This is a genomic window from Paenibacillus sp. FSL F4-0236 (assembly GCF_038000135.1).
GTDB lineage: Bacteria > Bacillota > Bacilli > Paenibacillales > Paenibacillaceae > Paenibacillus_AQ.
Genome location: NZ_JBBOBK010000001.1, coordinates 5,842,906 through 5,861,730, shown reverse-complemented (window position 1 = coordinate 5,861,730; position 18,825 = coordinate 5,842,906). Strand labels below are relative to the sequence as shown.

The 18,825-nt window shown below is 43.1% G+C and carries 12 protein-coding genes; 7 read left to right on the top strand and 5 right to left on the bottom strand.

The features are described 5' to 3' along the window. Window positions 1-86 precede the first annotated feature (86 nt). The gene (locus tag NSQ29_RS26095) at window positions 87-1,199 is read left to right on the top strand and encodes a threonine aldolase family protein (RefSeq protein WP_341126450.1); all 1,113 of its coding nucleotides are present in this window, start codon (window positions 87-89) and stop codon (window positions 1,197-1,199) included. On the opposite strand, the gene NSQ29_RS26090 is transcribed toward NSQ29_RS26095, so the two are convergent. The 4 genes from NSQ29_RS26090 to NSQ29_RS26075 are packed head-to-tail and all read right to left on the bottom strand — an operon-like array spanning window position 1,173 to window position 6,185. Beyond that, window positions 1,173-2,489, bottom strand: coding sequence for a glycosyltransferase family A protein (locus tag NSQ29_RS26090; protein WP_341126449.1), 1,317 nt, complete (start codon window positions 2,487-2,489; stop codon window positions 1,173-1,175). The two genes, NSQ29_RS26095 and NSQ29_RS26090, sit on opposite strands and share 27 nt — an antisense overlap. Before the next feature lie 18 nt (window positions 2,490-2,507). Continuing rightward, on the bottom strand, window positions 2,508-4,055 hold the full coding sequence (locus NSQ29_RS26085) for a sugar isomerase (RefSeq protein WP_341126448.1): 1,548 nt from the start codon (window positions 4,053-4,055) through the stop codon (window positions 2,508-2,510). Next, window positions 4,030-5,157 carry a polysaccharide pyruvyl transferase family protein gene (locus tag NSQ29_RS26080; protein WP_341126447.1) on the bottom strand — a complete coding sequence of 376 codons (1,128 nt, stop codon included), beginning with the start codon at window positions 5,155-5,157 and terminating at the stop codon, window positions 4,030-4,032. Before NSQ29_RS26080 ends, NSQ29_RS26085 begins: the two co-directional genes overlap by 26 nt. Continuing rightward, a complete protein-coding gene (locus tag NSQ29_RS26075; protein WP_341126446.1) occupies window positions 5,154-6,185 on the bottom strand; it encodes a glycosyltransferase family 2 protein in 1,032 nt (343 codons plus the stop codon). The genes NSQ29_RS26080 and NSQ29_RS26075 overlap by 4 nt, the downstream gene beginning before the upstream one ends. Before the next feature lie 228 nt (window positions 6,186-6,413). Between NSQ29_RS26075 and NSQ29_RS26070 the strand changes: the two genes are divergently transcribed. From NSQ29_RS26070 to NSQ29_RS26050, 5 genes are all read left to right on the top strand, one after another. Beyond that, complete coding sequence (locus tag NSQ29_RS26070; protein WP_341126445.1) at window positions 6,414-7,640, top strand: Zn-dependent hydrolase; 1,227 nt, start codon at window positions 6,414-6,416, stop codon at window positions 7,638-7,640. 281 nt (window positions 7,641-7,921) lie between these two features. Then, window positions 7,922-9,055, top strand: coding sequence for an alanine dehydrogenase (ald, locus tag NSQ29_RS26065; RefSeq protein ID WP_341126818.1), 1,134 nt, complete (start codon window positions 7,922-7,924; stop codon window positions 9,053-9,055). Window positions 9,056-9,852: 797 nt separating this feature from the next. Then, entirely contained in the window at window positions 9,853-11,112 is a 1,260-nt protein-coding gene (locus tag NSQ29_RS26060) for a PucR family transcriptional regulator (RefSeq protein WP_341126444.1), read from the top strand. Window positions 11,113-11,190: 78 nt separating this feature from the next. Next, on the top strand, window positions 11,191-11,919 hold the full coding sequence (locus tag NSQ29_RS26055) for a protein-glutamine gamma-glutamyltransferase (protein ID WP_339244344.1): 729 nt from the start codon (window positions 11,191-11,193) through the stop codon (window positions 11,917-11,919). A 391-nt stretch (window positions 11,920-12,310) separates the two neighbouring features. Further along, window positions 12,311-16,075 carry an S-layer homology domain-containing protein gene (locus tag NSQ29_RS26050; RefSeq protein ID WP_341126443.1) on the top strand — a complete coding sequence of 1,255 codons (3,765 nt, stop codon included), beginning with the start codon at window positions 12,311-12,313 and terminating at the stop codon, window positions 16,073-16,075. 112 nt (window positions 16,076-16,187) lie between these two features. On the opposite strand, the gene hflX is transcribed toward NSQ29_RS26050, so the two are convergent. Then, entirely contained in the window at window positions 16,188-17,453 is a 1,266-nt protein-coding gene (gene hflX / locus NSQ29_RS26045) for a GTPase HflX (RefSeq protein WP_076299935.1), read from the bottom strand. Window positions 17,454-17,945: 492 nt separating this feature from the next. Between hflX and NSQ29_RS26040 the strand changes: the two genes are divergently transcribed. Beyond that, window positions 17,946-18,749: a hypothetical protein gene (locus tag NSQ29_RS26040; protein WP_341126442.1), complete on the top strand. Its 804-nt coding sequence runs from the start codon at window positions 17,946-17,948 to the stop codon at window positions 18,747-18,749. Window positions 18,750-18,825: the final 76 nt, after the last annotated feature.

The window sequence follows — 18,825 nt, the reverse complement described above, 5'->3', positions numbered from 1 at the left end:
CCTTAGATCGGGTAAAATTAAGATGGGATTTTTTGAAATTCGTCTATATTAGGGACAAGGCAAACACGGAAGGGGCAATTCTACCAATGAACGGAAAAAAATCAGTGCAAGAGGCGTTTAATGAAACGACTTATCGAATCGTAGGACATGGGGATCGAGATGTTCAAGTCTTGAAGGAAGCCTTTGAAGCTGTAGAGAATAGTACACCATCTGATATTTATGGATCGGGAAAGGTGATTGAGGATTTCCAGTCGGAAATGGCGAAGCTTTTGGGAAAAGAAACAGCAGTCTTCTTTCCGAGTGGAACGATGGCACAGCAAATCGCTTTAAGAATATGGTGTGATGAAAAAGGACTCAAGAGCGTCGCCTATCACCCTTTATGTCATTTAGAGATCCATGAGCAGGATGGGTTGAAGGAATTGCATCATATCGAGCCTGTCCTACTTGCGGATAAGAATCGACTAATTACCTTGGATGATGTATTACAAATGAAGGATGATATTGCTTGTCTGCTGCTTGAATTGCCACAGCGTGAGATTGGCGGACAGTTACCAGAGTATCAGGAGCTTGAAGCGATTTCTGCACATTGCCGTGCTCGTGGAATTAAGCTGCATTTGGATGGCGCAAGATTGCTTGAGACGCTTCCCTATTATGGAAAGACAGCTGCTGAGATCTGCGCCCTCTTTGATAGTGTCTATATCTCACTGTATAAAGGAATCGGAGGAATTGCTGGCGCGATTCTAGCAGGCGGTGAGGAGTTTACGAAGCAATCGAAGATATGGAAACGGCGGCATGGTGGCGACCTAATCAGTCTGTATCCATACATTATTTCCTCTGATTATTACTACCAGCAAAGAGTAGATAAGATGCAGCAGTATTATGAAGGGGCTAAAGAGCTTGCTGCTTTAGTTAATCAATGTCATGCGGTGACTACGTTACCTGCTGAGCCTGTCTCCAACATGTTTCATATGCATTTTCAAATGTCTAGGGAGAGCATTGAACCGATCCTGTCTTCTGCATATGAGGCAACAGGAATCGGTTTAAGCGCAGCGATAAGACCAACGGGAGAACATAGTTCTTATTGTGAGATCAGTATTGGAGACAAGTACGCCGACATTCCTAAAGAAGAGGTAAAAGGATTCTTACTGCTGCTCGATAAGCTAATGCGTGAATCATCTTCCGAGCAGCGTTCGAAGTAACGAGATCCGTAATAATTGTTTTTTAATAAGCTTTGTACGGAATTCATTTCTTAATTGATTGTAGATCGGCGGGCAATGGTTAAGGGCCCAATGATACATGAATTTAAAGTCTGTGGCGTCTTTCGCAGAATTTAATAAATAGTATGAGATCGTATCATATGCATTATGGTTAAACCATTCCGTCATTTCCTGCTCGTGATAGCCATATTTCTGAACGGCCATATTCTTAATTAACAGCTTCTCCTCCAGATTCTCAATTAAGAATCGCTGACTCAAATTAAAAGTAATGTTGTCCCCGTGTAATCTGTACACACCGGCAAGGGTATCTATGAAGCCAGCATCACCGACCAACAAGGAACGCAGATAAATAGAAGCATCGTTAACCATGTTCATATTCAGGATATCCATAGCCATTAAAGCCTCACGCTTAAAGACAGTTGTTAAGGTGGAGGAGGGCTTCGGATATCCTTTTTTCTCGAAATTCATGAAATAATCCTGCTTCTTAATAATCCTGCTTAGCTGTAGGCTACTGATCTTCAGTTGCTTGGCCTTTGAAAATTCAAGAAACACATTAGCAGCCACAAATGCTATTTCGGGATGGTGATTGTGAAAGTCCACAGCCTTACTTAAATAATTCATGTCAATCAGATAGTCATCATCATCGAGAAAAAGAACATATTCCCCATGACCATGAGCAGCAAAAGCCTTACGGCGATTATTTCCCGGTCCGCTATTCTTTTCGTTCCGCATATAGATTACCCGTGACTCGCTTCCGAAGCTTTGATGCATTAACTCTTCCGTGCCATCTGTAGAGCAATCATCAATAACTGTGATCTCTATATAAGGATAGTCTTGCTTTAAGATGCTTTGGATCGCTTGATATAGAAATGCCTTTCTATTGTAAGTAGTGATAATGACACTAACCTTGGGATAATCGGCAAAGGAAAGGATTGCTGAGTGTGAAGTATCCGTATGGGAGGACTGATGTTTGATTGCAACGATCCCATGGATTAACCCGTCAATTTCTTCGTTCACAATACTGAATTGCTCTGACAGATAGAACCTTAATGCATCTTCTGAAGCTCTGCCTGTGAGATAAGCACGGATCACCTCAGATAAGATTTCTAGATAGGTTTTAACTTGCGGATTTTGTTCTTTAGCTATGATCAGGCGGCATCGTTGGAATATCTCTTGATCATTCAATTGAAGGGCAGATGAATGGTTGATTTCATCATTAAGGTCATTTAGAAAGACGTAACAGGCTTGCTGTAAAACCTCGCTATGATCCATTTGGGTCCTCCTAATGTGTTATTTGGATAAACTACTTACCTCAGGTCTAGCAATAACCTTATTTTTGAGCTTAGTTCGGTATATTTTGAGATGCCCCCACGTATACAGGAATACTTCCCGTTCCATCAAGGAGGCGATTACGAAATAGACAGGCAAGATCACAAGTCCTAGCAGTGCACCCCACAACATAATTCCCGCATAGGAATGGATGGGGATATTGATAGCGCTAGAGATCAGAATAATACCCACAAAAACCACTGCATTCGTTAGCCATCTTTTAAAGGTGACCCAAGGACTCCGATTCAGCAGATGTCTGCTAGCGTAGATCACGATATCTATGGAGCGGTATAAGAGAGCGGCTATCGTCCCCATCAATACACCGTAAATCCCCATAAAGATAACGAAGACAATAGAAGCGACTAGATTGATAGCGGATTCTAGTATGGAACGGTTCTGTGTGTTCTTAAAGTGTCCGGCGATCGTAATCACATTATTAGAAGAAGCTCTGGCATTGGTTAATAATTTGATGACTACGAACAGGATCGGCAGCCACATATCGATATAATTCACGTCATTTACCCCAGCGGTATACAGTTTCATAAAAGGTAGAATTAGAATGTAAGCTACCGTTAGAATCGAGAAAATGAGCCCCATAAAATACACTTCGTAAGCATCATAAAATTTAATAAAGGCTTCTTTACTCTCATGAAAGCTCTGACCGAGAGCAGCCTTCACGCTTCCGTTTATGGTTTGGACGATGTTATCTACAATCGTAAAAATCATGTTGTACATGACATAAATGCTGACGATCTTTAAGTTCGTAAATATAGTCAGGATTAGCACGTCAGTATTTCTAAACACTAAGTAGGAGATCTCATGGACTAAGACAGAATTTTTTTGACCAATGGCTTCATAGTCTGGTTTAAGATTTAGGTTGATCCATTTGTAATGCTTATTGATGTAAATATAGAAGACGACGATTTGAAGTATGGTCAGTATGAAGTAGGAAGCTTGCACAGCAATGATGTTAACGCCTTGAAGTAATAACAGAATCCGAATTACATTGTTCAGAATATTAGCTACGGTGACTATAGAAGTCTCTACATAGCTTTTTCCCTCTGCAGCGAGAAGCACTTTGAATTTCCCTTGAAAATAATAATTGATCGCTCCGCCCATCCCTGTAAGTAAAATAATGAGCATAATCGATAATCGATCGATGTCAGAAGTGATCACTAATGGATACACGGTGGCGATTAGAAGAACGGCGAAGAAATAATAAATGCCTGTTTTTTTATAATAGCTAGAGGTGGCGGCCAAAATAGAGTTGATGTGGTTCTTATCATCCGAAGCTACTGGCTTATATAGGGCTTGGATCGAAGCGGCGCCTACGCCGGCTTCCAGCAGTGCCAAATAACTAATAATTTGTACAATAGAAGCGATTAAACCATTGGCCTCTGAGCCATAGTTGACCATAATCAGCCGGGGGATAAAAAAACCGAGGATGATCGTGATGAGCTGGCTCCCGAGTCCAAAAGATAAGTTAAGAATGCTCCGCTTGGCTCTCATAACGTATCCTCCTTTCGTAAAGCGATAAATACGTATCCAGATGCTCGAAATGCCTTTCGGCATGTTTGACTTGCGGCGTGACATCCATATAGTGAGTGGTCATACTTTCAAAAACCTGCGTAGGCTGGAGCTGCTCCAGTGTAGTGAAATCGGTATATAGCCCTTTGAACTGGGCATCTTCCATTACATTGATCATTTTTTTGCTGTAAGCGACGGGAAACACTGGTTTACCCAAAACCCAGCCGAGGATCATCGCATGGAATCTTGAAGCTACGATAAAGCTGGAATGGGCTAGAACGGCCAAGACCTCTTCCATATTCGTTTTATATAAATGCACTTGGGTGGCATCCTCATAGGAGTGGCCCATAAGATTCCGGATTTCCTCAATCGCCAGCTGATCGCCTTCGTGTTCACAAAATGACATAAAATGAACAGCGTAGCCTTTTTCAATGAAATAAATTGCGAGTTCTTTCATTTTTTCATAATAGAGGTTGTCAAAACCGTTCAGACCTTTAGCAGAAGGCTTAATGACGGATAAGACGATATAATCCTCTGGTTCGGTTTGAAGATCTGACGGGTTAAGCTGAAAAATAATATCGGGTGCTAAACGGACGTGATCCAGATCCTCAAATAAATCATAAGAGTACTTTTCTCTAAAGCAGATATCTGTATAGTCCTTAAAAACCCGCCTGTGTTCCTCATAATATTCTTTATCTGTGTAAGGGCCGAAATTCGATCCTAATAAATAGTAGGGCTTGTTCTTATTCCGGATGGCTTCTGCGTTCTTAAAATGCTCCTCCCAATGCTCTGCCTGCATAAAGATCGAGCCGCCGATATGAACAACACCATCGGAACGATTTGCCATGAATTTTTGCGCCAGATTATGTATCTTTAACCTTCTGCAAATAAAGGCAATGCCTCTTAAGAAAATGGAATCGGAAGGATACACTTTGAGGTTCCTGATCTCTTTGAAGCATAGCTTGTATAGGCGTGGAGCACAGATTCTGAATTCGGTATCCGGATACCTTTCACATAGCACCTTTATGAATAAATCATCGCCCAAATTAAATTCGGTATAGGCATAGATCAGCATCTTCTTCATATTCTAGATTCCTTTCGCTTGAACCTGGATAAGCTTCTCTCCACAGAAATGAATCTGTGATATAGAAGCGGGGAGATTAAGAATGCTCGGATATAAAGGGCTAATCTTCGATCATTCCCTCTATAACGTCTTATGAGTTCATACATTTCTTGGTTTAGTTCCGGATAGGTATGATCGATGTCGCGAAGTAACTTATGAATGCTTACGCCTTCTGTCCCATTTAGACAGGTTTTTAGGTTGAAAAAGTAATTCTCGATCAATTCGCGATTTCTTATATAAGGAGATATCATATCCAACTTCTCAAAGGGATGGGCCTCGAAATAAGCATCTAACCGTTTGAATACACCAACGACATCAAATTTTTTCACATTATAGCTGTTGGAAATCGACGTGTTTCTTTGTAAATAAAACGATAATATATCCGGCAATGTGATGACTGTAGCGGCTCTGGATAAGGCTTTGTAGATAAATTCCTGATCTTCTCCATTCACACAGCGTTCCGTATATTGGAGCCCATGAAGGAGCAATAATTCCCGGTTATACGCTATGCTCCCTGTCCATATTCGCAAGCTTTTGTTCACAAAAATATGAGTCAGCGCTTCACTGCCTGTTATGTTGCTATAAGCGGAGGTGTAGCTCAAAGTAGTGACTCCATCCTCTGTGACATGGCTATATCCCCAGCAAATAATCTCGGGGTCAGATGGTTGAGTATAGGTATGAATGGTTCGTACTAAGTCTGTAGAGATATAATCATCACCATCCAGAAACAGCACATATTTCCCTGTAGCTTCTGTTAAGCCTCTATTTCTAGCCACACTAACTCCCTGATTCTCTGTTCGAATGACTTTGCAAGAAAGATCGGGGTGAAGTGCGAGAATATTTGCTATCACGTTGTAGGTGTTATCTGTAGATCCGTCGTCCACGATAATGACCTCGAAATGCGGTTCACTTTGGGTAAGGAGTGAATCAAACATAGGGGTTATATAATGTTCAATATTGTATACAGGGACCACAATGCTTAGATTCATGTGCTGGCTCCTTTCCTTGGTAGAACTGGATAAATAGCTATCTTAAGCTTACCCTTCGTATCAAAAGATTGTATATACTACTTTAGTTTACTTATTGCTACCTCTAATTCGTTGTAACATCACGTGAATAATAATTATTACAGTATGTAAAATGACAATCATATCGATTGGTATAACATATATAGAAAGTCTATAAAATCATGAACGCTCGAAGCGGAGGGACCTACGATGCAGCTGCAAAAAATATTCGTGAACGGTGAGAGATTAAAGAATACGATTGAGGCATTTGCGGATTATGGGCGTACAGATAACAACGGCGTGACCCGGTTATCGCTGACGGAAGAGGATCTTAAGGTTCGGGATTATTTTCGATCCTGTTGTGAAGAATTGGGGATGTCTGTGAAGGTGGATGATATGGGCACGATGTACGCTACGCTTGCGGGTGTAGAGTCTGGGCCTCCTATTGTGATTGGTTCGCATATGGATACTGTGAAAAAAGGCGGCAGATTCGATGGTATCCTTGGGGTAATCGCTGGACTAGAGGTAGTTCGCACACTCGTGGATCACGGGATAAAACCGAAGCTATCGGTGACCATTATGAATTTCACAAATGAAGAAGGGGCTCGCTTTGAGCCTTCGATGATGGCTTCTGGTGTGCTGGCCGGTAAGTTCGACAAGGCAGAAATGTTGAATAAAAAAGATCCGGAGGGCATTACCTTTGGCGAAGCGCTGGAGGAGAGTGGATATGAGGGAGACGCGAGCAATCGTATTACCGAAGCCACTGCTTATTTGGAGCTTCACATCGAGCAAGGTCCCGTGCTAGAACAAGAAGAACTGTCGATTGGTCTGGTGGACTGTGTAGTTGGCATGGCCTGTTATGAGATTGAGGTGACGGGGGAATCGGATCATGCGGGCACCACGCCTATGGCAATGCGCAAGGATGCCTTGTTCGCTGCCACGGATTTGATCACGGAGCTTAGAAACAAGCTTAGTGGACTCGATTCTGAACTGGTGTATACCATGGGCAGAATGAATGTGTTTCCTAATATTCATACCGTCATTCCTAATAAAGTGATCTTCACCATTGAGGCTAGACATAAAGATATGGAGATTGTCCGTGAGGTGGAAGCTATTATTCATAGCTTGCCGGAGATGCTACTGGACTGCGGAGTAAGTAAGACCAAGCTTTGGGGCAGAGAGACTGTTTGGTTTGACCCGGGGATATGTGATTTAGTGGAGCAAGCGGCACAAGCCTTGGGTTATTCTAAACGGAAGATCGCAAGTGGCGCAGGGCATGATGCTCAGTTCGTAGCCAGCTTTCTGCCATCCGCGATGGTGTTTGTACCTAGTGTGAAGGGAAAAAGTCATTGTGAAGAGGAGTTTACCTCCTATGAAGACTGTGAAAAAGGGGTAAATGTAATCCTAGAAACGGTGTTGTTATTACTGTCAAAGTAATACGCGTCACTAAACTTAACATTCTATTATGGAAGTAGTGCTTTAATTTCATACAAAATCGTCAAAAAGACACTTTAAGCAGTGTCTTTTTTTATGAGATAATGATTAGGGTTGTGTTGGGTACCAAATGACATAAAGTTACTGGGCGGTTTAAGTCGAATCCTTTGTGTAAAAACACAATGATGATAGATAATATTTTAATTTTTTACCAAATTGGGAATACTAAACGTATGTTATCATTCTTTACATAAGGGATCTACATTAGACGGGAGAGATGAATGATGATTATCGGAGTGCCTAAAGAAATTAAAAATAATGAGAATCGTGTAGCCATAACGCCTGCGGGTGTAGTTAGCCTTATTAAAGAAGGACATCAAGTGCTGGTGGAAGCTGGGGCTGGTGTGGGAAGTGGATTTCCGAACGAAGAGTATGCTTCTGCCGGAGCGAAGCTGATTCAGGACGCAGCTACGGTCTGGAGCTCTGCCGAAATGGTGATGAAAGTGAAAGAACCGCTCGAAGGCGAGTACCCTTATTTCCGTCCAGGCCTTATTTTGTTCACGTATCTGCATCTTGCGCCTGAACCTTCTCTGGCCGCTGCGCTCAAAGACAAGGGTGTCTTTGCCATCGGGTATGAGACAGTTGTTCATGAACGTACCTTGCCGTTATTAACACCGATGAGTGAAGTGGCGGGCCGGATGTCTGTTCAGCTTGGCGCTCAGTTCTTGCAAAAAAACTATGGCGGACAAGGGATTCTTCTCTCCGGTGTTCCCGGGGTTAGTCGTGGCAAAGTTAGCATCATCGGCGGTGGAGTAGTAGGTACAAACGCTGCAAAAATGGCTATCGGTTTGGGTGCTGATGTTACAATTGTTGACCTCAGTGCAGAAAGATTGCGTCAATTAGATGATATTTTTGGGGCACAGATCAATACGCTGATCTCTAACCCTTACAATATTGCCAAAGTGGTAGCTGAGGCAGATCTGCTGGTAGGTGCGGTGTTGATTCCGGGTGCGAAAGCACCGAAGCTGGTTACAGAAGAAATGGTCAAGACCATGAAGCCGGGATCAGTGATTGTCGATGTGGCCATTGACCAAGGTGGTATCGTAGAGACGATCGACAGAGTGACAACACATGATAATCCTGTATTTATCAAGCACGGCGTGCTGCATTATTCTGTTGCTAATATGCCGGGCGCTGTGGCCAAAACTTCGACGATCGCTTTAACCAATGTCACCGTTCCATACGCCCTGCAAATTGCCAATAAAGGCGTGATTAAGGCGATTCAGGATAATGCCGGCCTAAGAAGCGGCGTAAATGTCGCCAACGGTAAAATCACCTGCCAAGCCGTGGCTGAAGCACTTGGCGAGAAACATTTTACGGTAGAACAAGCTATGGAGCAGACGTTCACGATGAGCTAAATAGAGCTAAATTGAGATGAATAGATGCGTTCCAAGTGAGTGGTGATATTTAGGGACAATAGACAGCGAATTCCCGCTATGGGAGTTTGCTGTTTGTTGTTTCTGGGAGTAATATTTTTGGCTCCTTTCGATGTGGGGGAGATCCGGTAGAAGTTTGCTAGTTCGATCCAGGAGGTAGCTAGAATCGGCTTCAGTGTGGCTAGATCCAGTAGAAGTCTACTAGTTCGGTATTAAAGGTTGTAGGACTGCGTTATGAAGATGGTTGGATCGGGTGGATGTGTGTTGGTGATGATTTTTAGGGAAATCCTCCCTAAAAATTACGCGAAAATAGCTTGAAACGCTATAATTAGGGAATTTCTCCCTAAAAATACGAAGAATATGCCCAATAATAACCTGATCGGTTGAATATTAGGGAGTTTTTCCCTGATTAGTAGTAAACCAAGCCTAAAATACAGAATTTTAGGGAGGAATTCCCTAAAAACTCTAAAGGGGCTCTATCAAGTAGCGGTTTAAGTGTTGTCGCGCCACTCCGTCACCTCGCTTCCCGTAATCCGCAGCAACGTAACCTGCAACTCCGTCCCATGCAAACCCGCAACCCTGTAACCAACGTAACCCGTAACTCAGCAACTCCGCCCCCACGCAACTCTATAACCTCGTAACTCCTCCACCCGGCGATCTCAAGGTCCCGCCATCTCGCCCCATCCCATTATCTTATAGTCAGCTGGGAGCACGCATACTATAATAAAATCACTCTAGAGTACAAGGTTCGGCTATTTTTTCAGGCAGGGGTGGGGCTAGTGACGGAAAAGGATCCATTGTTTGATCGTTTCTTCGATAGTATGGAATCGTTGGCGGATGCGATTAGTGAATCTCTTCAATCCCAAGTTACGATTGAGGACAGCAATCACCATGTGATCGGATACAGCTCCCATCAATTTGAGAGTGATTCCGCGAGAATTTCGACCATTATTGGAAAGCGTGTACCTAACGCTGTCATTATTGGCTTACGCAAGAAGGGGATTATGCAGCAGCTTGAGAGCGCTACACGTCCGATTCGGATTCCTGCGGTCATGGAGGTAGGTCTTGGCCCCCGACTCGCTATTTGCATCAAACATCAGAAGGAAATACTCGGGTACATATGGGTAGTGGATGCAGGCAATCTAGTTGAAGGACACGCAGAGAATATTGTAGAGAAAGCGGCGGCCATCGTTGGTCGTTATATATTGAAGCAACGGGGTTGGAAGACGAAGCAGGAGAAAACGCAGGAGGATTTTTTCTGGAAGCTGCTTACCTCCCATTATGACAATGAAGCGAATATCAAGCAGGACGCGGAAGTTTGGTCGATTCTTTTGCCGGACAAATATTATATTAGCGTGTTTGAGAGTGACAAGGTCATCAATGACCACTTCGTACTTCGGTTTCGGCAAACTATGACCTCCTATCCGGGGCTGAAATTATTGTTTCTGACTGCTGAACACAATCGGTTAATTATATTGTTTTCATTCAGCTTTCGCATGGAAGGTACGGGTGGTCTGTATTCGTTCATGCACAAAATTATAGAGGATATGCGTAAGAGTGAGAGCTGTATGCTGGCTGCAGGCTGTAGCCTGGATTACACTGAATATATGTCGGCAGCCATTGCGTACTGGGAAGCGGGTTCCATTCTGGAAGTCAAGAAGCTGCTGCCTTTTCATGGCCGAGAGTTACTATTGTATGAGGATATTGGATTTTGGGCGTATGTTCCGGCTATTATAGAGCAAAAACGTAGTCGGACCCGTAAAAGTCCTTTACTGTATCCCCTAAAAGAGCATGATCGCGAGCATAAAAGTGATTTTCTAAAAACCATTGCCGTTTATTTATCACTCAGTGGAAACTTGAAGGAATCCGCCGCTTTTTTACATATTCATACCAACACATTGCTGTACAGATTAAATCGCATAGCAGAGATTACGGGGAAAAGCTTAAAGGACACGGGATACCGCACTTCTTTATATTTGGATATTTTGACGGAAGAGACCAGGCAGCTCAATCAGTGGTTTGTTGAGTCAGGGGAATAAAATGAATTAAGCACCAACTGGGCAGCGAACACGTACAATAACCTATATTTAGAACCTATAATATTGGAGGGACTAAGCATGGTGAAGGAAGTTCGTTCACCCGATGCCCTTGACTTTGAACGGAAAATGAGAGACAGCATCGTGGAATCGGCGGAAGCTTTAAATAACAGTGGAGCGGATTTTGCAACATTTGATGAGTCGCGCTGCAACCCGCAGTTTTGGACGCGTACAGATATTGGAGGACTACAGCTGAACGCTGGTGTGGCGCCTTCGGTGGGGATTAAAGACATTTTTCAGAACGGACATTTATATGCCTTCGAATGCGCGACAGCGATGGTCATTGTTATGTACAGGGCGACAATTGAAGCTATAGGTGAAGAAGCCTTTAATAGGTATTTTAAGGATTTATTCTTATGGGATTGGAACTACGACGAGAATCTGCGCTTAGTTACGAACTATAATAAGGATCAGATGCTGCGGGGAGATATTGTGTATTTCAGGAATCCAGATCATGCGCCTAGCAAGCCAGAGTGGCAGGGTGAGAATGCTGTTAAGCTTGAAGAAGACCTGTATTATGGCCACGGCATTGGGATAACCACTGCAGAAGTCATCATAGCCTCACTTAATGAGGAAAGATCGCCCGGAAGCAATACCTCAGCTTTTCTTACGAATGAGTCGATACATCCTGATTTTAATTATTTACAGCGACTATCTACAGGTTCTGTCTTACCCGGAGCGGAAAATAGAGGCTCTGAGTGCACTGTCTTTTCAAGAATTGGGACTAGAAGTTACATTTATAAGATTTAACAGCTAAGAGGGTCCCAAGAAGAGTAATCTTCCTGAAAAAAAGGGGCTGTCTCATAAGTAGATGTTCTACAAAAGAAACAGCCCCGGTTATTCTTCAGTTGTTCATAACACGAACGAGGTGGTGTTCTGGAATCACTTCACCATCCGTTTATCCGTCATACGTAGTTTCAGTAAAGACACCATCTAGGGTGTCTTTTTTTCGTGTGGATTCAATAGTTCTAGTTCGTAGTCATTAAAGCTTGAGCAGCTGTATTGCACCTCTTTGTGACTCTTGCATATTACGTCATGCATACAATTTAAATCTTTAATAATAGCAAAGGTTTAATTTTACATTGAACTGTTATAGTACTCATTGATCAATGCTTTACTAACAAGGGGGAAGGATAAGCGCATGAATACATTACGTAAGACAATAGTGATTGCATCAGCGATAACGTTGCTAGGAGGAGGGTTTAATACAGGCTTTAGTCAAAATAATTATGTCTACGCAGCAGATGATACTACGCCATCCATCCTGGTCGAAGATTTTGAAGATGGAATCAATGATGTGAAATTTAATCCTAAACGTATGTATAATGCTACGCTGCATTTGGAAGATAACAAGAAGCTTGTAAGAAATGGGCAATATTCGGCTAGAATTGATTACGATATGATCGGCATAGTAGATAACCCCTCTCAAATTGAAGTCGGGTATAAAACGGGAAATATCCCAGTTACAGGTTACCCTACTAAAGTAGGCATGTGGGTTTATGCAAACAATGAAGGACATTTGCTGACGACAAAATTTAGAGATATAGGCGGATCTTCTTTCCAGGCAGAATTTTATGATGTAAATCAAGTGGGTATCAACTGGTCCGGCTGGAAATATATCGAGGCAGATATTCCGCAGGGTAAACCGGGTCCGATTGTTCTTGAATTGTTTTTCCAATTGAAACAATCGAATATGAGCAAGAAAAACAAGGGCTCTATTTGGGTAGATGATATTACCTTTATCTATGATGAAGTTGATGAGGATAAGGACATTCCTGCCATTAAACCTAAAGCCCCTGTTGAAAATGAAGTCTTAAACACTCCACTTGATGAATTGAAGGTTGAGCTGACCGATAACGGATCAGGTCTGGATTTGGGTACCTTATCTGTTCAGTTAGATGGAACGGATATCACGGATGAAGTGCACTATTCTCCAGATACAAATGTATTAACTTACCCAGGAGAATATGTAGATGGCGGTTATCATGAGCTTGTGATTGAAGTGAAGGACAAGAATGGTAACCCGGCAGCAAAAAAACTCACCTTCACAATAAATGCAGGAGAGCGTTTGTTCATGACTGCAGACGAAGAAGCCATAAGTAATGAAATCTATCCTGTTCATATTAATATTAAAGATTACTTGAAAGCAGAGCAGGCAAAATTCAGCTTAAATTATGATGCAAGCACCCTTCAAGTTGAAAGCATTACTCAGGCGGCTGGAGTCTCCCTAACCTCAGATATTGATAATGAGCACGGCATGGTTCAAGTAGCACTTGATAACGTAATAGCAGCAGCTCAAAATGTCGTTACTGTTAACTTCAGAGTGAGCTCTCATGCCGTCTTAGAGCGTGGCGAGGCGTATAAAACCATAACAATGAGTAATGCGAGTCTTACTGCTGGCGGCGTTCAGACGAGTACACCATTAGCTGCGCCTATTCATTATACAATCGGTTTCCCCTATCAGCTGAAAATGACGGGAGTTGGTTTGGGTACACCTTCTACCTTTACAGTGTTAGACCATGGAGGCAAGCCGTTTGAAGGTGCGGATATTGTTTTCACTGGATTATTAAAGCAAAGCTCAGTCGCTACAGTTAACACTGTTACGTCTAGTGTATATGAGGATGATGATACATCTTCTAATGTAATCATGGTTGCAAATGATGGTGAACGTTACTATGCTTCAACAGCAGCTAAGAATGGATTTTACGAGGTTATTCTCGCAGACGGACAAACAACAGGTTATATCTCTGAAGCTGATGTTAGTAGTCAGTTATTGAGCGGCAGCCTTGGTAAAACAGATGCTAAAGGACAGTTAATAACAGACCTCACTACATTGGCACTTGGAACCTATCAGATACAAGCAGTCATCGGTGATCAGAACAGTAAGGTTGTCAATTATGAAGTTGTAGAGCAGTATGGTATGAATGAACCGCAATATATTCAAACCTATGTCGCAGAGGATATGTCTTCACAACTGAGTGCTGCCTGGCAAACAAAACCAGATCAAACCTCTACGTATATTCAATACATCGAAACTGGTGAATGGGGAGCAGGTGCAAGCCCAGACAACAATAAAGTAAAGCAGCAGCAAGCTGAGAGTGAGCTGCAGGTGCTTAGTATGAAGGAAAATGGAACGAAGGGTGAAATCCGGTTTCATAATGTCCTGGTTAAGGGCTTGAAAGCAGATACCACTTACAAATATCGTGTAGGCTATGAAGACCAATGGTCGGAGTGGCATGAATATTCTACTGTCGATCAGGATAAATCAACACCGACCTCATTCTTGTTTATTACGGATTCCCATACGAATCAACTACCAGGATTACAAATCTATCAAGAGCTAATGACTAACGCTTTGACACAATATCCATCAACACAGTTTATTATGCATGGTGGAGATATGGTTGATGTGGGCGGCGCATTCGAAGAATGGCAAAAGTTCTGGCTAGCATCTTCTGTTTATGCAACAAAACTCCCGACTGCACTAACACTGGGCAACCATGATGTGAAGAGTGAAGGGAAGGATGTGTTCACCAAAGGTGCGAATTTCCCGGAAAACGGACCAGAATCCCAACTGCAATATGCTTACTCCTATGAAGTCGATGATACTCATTTTGTCGTATTGAACTCAGAAGGCACAGAGGAACAGATGGTTGATCAAGCAGCATGGTTAAAGGACGATTTGGATCAGAATGATAAAAAATGGACTGTCGTTATGTTCCACCGTCCAGCTTATCATACAGAGAATGGCCGAGAATCCCTTGTTGAGTACACCCAAACCTATTTTGCACCCATATTAGAAAAGAAAAAAGTCGATTTGGTTCTGGTTGGTCATGATCATGTATATGCGCGCACCTATCCAATGATGGATGGAAAGCCAAATAAAGCTACCAATGAGGGAACTGTATACCTTGATGGTGGTGCTTCAGGCTGGAAATTCTATGATGGCACCCAATATAATTATTTGAATTATATTTTTGATGAAGACGTTCCTGTATACTCCGCTATTAAAATTACTGAGGATGCGATTCATGTGGAGGCACGTACAAGTGCGGGTGCATTAATCGATGAGTTTTCTGTCAAGAAAGCAGAGGAAACTGAGACACCAACACCAACACCAACACCAACACCAACACCAACACCAACACCAACACCAACACCAACACCAGCACCAACGCCGACACCAACAGCAACGCTAACACCACCAACATCAACACCGACACCAGCAGCAACGCTAACACCACCAACACCAAAGCCAACAGCGATGCCAACACCGCCAATATCGACATCGAAGCCAACAGCGTCGAAGCCGGTATTCAACGACAAGGTAAATGTAGATGCAGTTAAAGCTATCGTGGAAAAAGAGAAGTCTGCTCCCGCTATAAACTTTACGGATGTTCCGGCATCTTCGTGGAGTGCCTCTGTAGTGGAGCGTGCAGCTAAGATGGGGATTGTAACGGGTTATAGTGATGGTTCTTACCATCCGAATCAAAAGGTAACTCGCGCCGAGTTCGCCACAATGGTAGCAAAAGCTTTTGGTCTACCGAATTCAAGCGGTTCATCTTTCTCTGACACGCAAGGGCATTGGGCTTCAGAATCGATTGCAGCATTACAAGCTAAAGGGGTAATTACGGGTTATAGTGATGGCTCTTTCCATCCGAATCAAGAAATTTCCCGCGCTGAGATCGTTGCAATGCTTGCTCGGCTGACAAACTATGTTCCTAACGCATCCAATCTATTTTTGGATGTAGCTACGAACTGGGCTTCAGAACAAATTAATGCTTTTGCAACTGCTGGCATAGTAACTGGTAAAGGCAACGAATTGTTCAAACCAAATGATGCTGCATCCCGTGCGGAGTCGGTTGCGATGATCATTCGTTTGTTGGATAAATTACTTGCACACTAAGTGAAATGTTTTGGGTAGTTAACCGGATTCAGCTCCACCAATAAGAAAAAGAAGGGGCTGTCCCTGAGTCATTTATGACTTATGGGACAGCCCCTTTGCTGTGTCTAATAGCCTAAAGCTCAACAAAGTCGTTGCGGAATTTCTCGAAATCAGATTTTCTACATTCTAGCGCAAGCCGTGTGCCTGTTTCTTCATAGCTAGTGGATTGAACATGGGCATGCTCGTTGAAATAGGAGACCACATTGCCGCGATCAAATGGAATCAGAATTTCACACTGTACATAATCCGTAAACACATGGCTGCGAATCAGATCTGTAAGTTCAGCTATCCCGCTATTTTGTTTGGCAGAGAGATAGACATTGTCACCCTCAAGGTGAGGGTAAGGCAAGTCAGTTAGGTCAGCCTTGTTGTAGGCATAAACCGTTGGAATTTGGTCCGCGCCGAGCGCTTTCAAAGTCTCATCAGTGACGGCCATATGCTGCTCATGCTGCGGATCGGAAATATCGACTACGTGAATCAATAAGTCAGCTTCGGTCACCTCTTCGAGCGTGGAGCGGAAGGCTTTGACCAGATGATGGGGAAGCTGGCTGACGAATCCAACGGTATCTGTTAATAAAAAGGTTTTGTGATCCGGTAGCTCAATGCTCCGAACGGATGTCTCCAGCGTAGCGAATAACATATCCTTGGCGAACACTTGCTTATTAGAGCCGGGATGATACGTCTCCACGATCACATTCATTAAGCTGGACTTGCCGGTATTCGTATAGCCGACGAGACAGACGACCGGAACCTCATTCTTATGCCGCTGCTTCCGCTGAATTTGGCGCCTTGCTACTTGCTGTTGAAGCTCAACTTGTAACGCTGAAATACGTTCTTCTATTCTTCTGCGATCCAGCTCCAGCTTCGTTTCACCAGCGCCTCTGTTCTTCAGCCCAGCACCACCGCCTTGTCTTCCGAGGGATTCTCGGAGACCTGTCAGGCGGGGCAGCATATACTGCAGCTTGGCTACTTCTACTTGCAGCTGTGCTTCTTTGGTCTTCGCTCTTTCTGCGAAAATATTCAAGATCAGAATCGTTCGATCAATGACCTGACGGCCTAGAGAAGACTCCAAATTGCGAATCTGTGAAGGAGACAGCTCATCATTAAAAATAACAATAGGAGCATCATGCGCTTCTAAGAGCGCAGATAATTCTTGGATTTTGCCTGTGCCGATATAGTGGGAAGGGTTGATCCGGCTTGCCTTCTGACTAAGTTCTCCGACAACTTCTAGGTCACAGGCAGCTGCCAGATTAGTGAGTTCTTCCATCGAATAATCGAAGTTTGTTTCGTTTTGTAGCTGAACACCGACTATAATAGCTTTTTCTCGTAGTTGTTCCATATATTTATTCATCCTCCAATAGTAAATAGTAAACGCAAAAAAACACAGGACATCTGCCTGTGCTTACGGTTCGTTAGAGGACGTCAGAACAAATGTGTAAGGAGAAATCTCCATTACGACATTAGGGTCTTCCATAGATATATCGAATTAAACAACGGCTGGGGCGTAGGGAAATGATAACCTAATCCCTTACGAGCAGCAGTTGGTTTATTGGCTTCTATGGAGTTAAATGGGTAGACCTATCCTGAGTCCTCTGCACATGGGCAGAGCTTTAGCGCTATTCAATTAGCCGCGCAAAGTTCTAACTCGGATAAAGTCTATCACACGTAACCCTCCGTTCATAAAAAGTTAAGTCGAGTTTACCACATCCTTTATTTGGTGGCAAATCTGTATTTTATGCTCGGTGAAGCACATCTCTATTTTAATATCAATCCAAGAATTCTAAAAAATGATTGCATACCATATATATATAATTTGATATGAATAGGAGGTGTGAAGACATTGCCTGTCCTCTCTACAAACACCATCATTAATTTACCTGTCGACGGTACTCGTCCAATAGATCAAGTTGTGATCAAAGTGGTTAACAATGGATCAGCTGGCGCGGCTTGTTATTTAACGGGTTTAGCCAATAGTGCAAGTCCTCAGACAGTCTTTATTGAAGAATTATTTGAGCTGCAATATCGGGAAACGTCAAGCAAGACCTACACTATTGTAGAGGATTTATTCCAATTTAATTTTGTGTATTCACAGGAACAATTGAAGATTCAGGTTTTTCTTGTGGATGTGAACGGTGTCTGGACGGCTGTTAATCTGGAAGTGTTTGAAGTAGGCCGTATAACCTCGGAAATCCGTGATAATGTATCGGTTACATCGACTGACTTCGCGGCGATTAGCTTTATGAGGAGTTCTGCCTTTACTATTCCACAGGGTCTTGCGGCTGAGATTAGACCGGCGGCTTTAGATATTCTATCCAAAAGACCTGTGCGATATATGGTCGTCACAGGTGGCACTCTGGATGGGACATTTGAAAATTTCCCAACGCCAACTACGGATATTCCTGTCACGGACACGGCACTGCTGGTGAATTATACCTGCACTACGGTCACGGGTGGAAAGGTGATTATGCAAGGTACAGGATCGGGAATCTCCGGTGCTTATGCGAATTTGGCTGTTAATTTGCTTAACGAGCGACTCTCTTACGAGCTTCAGAATGAGCCGGTTACTTTGGTGGTTAACTCACTTTCAGGTGATGATGATCTCGCAGTCACCTTTAAGATGTCCGAGCAATGGTGAGCGTTCTTTAATCCAGTACTGAAGACAAATTCTAGTGATTGAAAAAAGGAACATCCGCGTAGATGCGAATGTTCCT

Excerpts from the sequence above, each read along its gene's own strand:
- NSQ29_RS26090 (WP_341126449.1), bottom strand. The coding sequence starts at position 2,489 with ATGGATCATAGCGAGGTTTTACAGCAAGCCTGTTACGTCTTTCTAAAT.
- NSQ29_RS26055 (WP_339244344.1), top strand. The coding sequence starts at position 11,191 with ATGGTGAAGGAAGTTCGTTCACCCGATGCCCTTGACTTTGAACGGAAA.
- NSQ29_RS26050 (WP_341126443.1), top strand. The coding sequence starts at position 12,311 with ATGAATACATTACGTAAGACAATAGTGATTGCATCAGCGATAACGTTG.
- NSQ29_RS26080 (WP_341126447.1), bottom strand. The coding sequence starts at position 5,157 with ATGAAGAAGATGCTGATCTATGCCTATACCGAATTTAATTTGGGCGAT.
- NSQ29_RS26085 (WP_341126448.1), bottom strand. The coding sequence starts at position 4,055 with ATGAGAGCCAAGCGGAGCATTCTTAACTTATCTTTTGGACTCGGGAGC.
- NSQ29_RS26070 (WP_341126445.1), top strand. The coding sequence starts at position 6,414 with ATGCAGCTGCAAAAAATATTCGTGAACGGTGAGAGATTAAAGAATACG.
- NSQ29_RS26075 (WP_341126446.1), bottom strand. The coding sequence starts at position 6,185 with ATGAATCTAAGCATTGTGGTCCCTGTATACAATATTGAACATTATATA.
- ald (WP_341126818.1), top strand. The coding sequence starts at position 7,922 with ATGATTATCGGAGTGCCTAAAGAAATTAAAAATAATGAGAATCGTGTA.
- hflX (WP_076299935.1), bottom strand. The coding sequence starts at position 17,453 with ATGGAACAACTACGAGAAAAAGCTATTATAGTCGGTGTTCAGCTACAA.
- NSQ29_RS26095 (WP_341126450.1), top strand. The coding sequence starts at position 87 with ATGAACGGAAAAAAATCAGTGCAAGAGGCGTTTAATGAAACGACTTAT.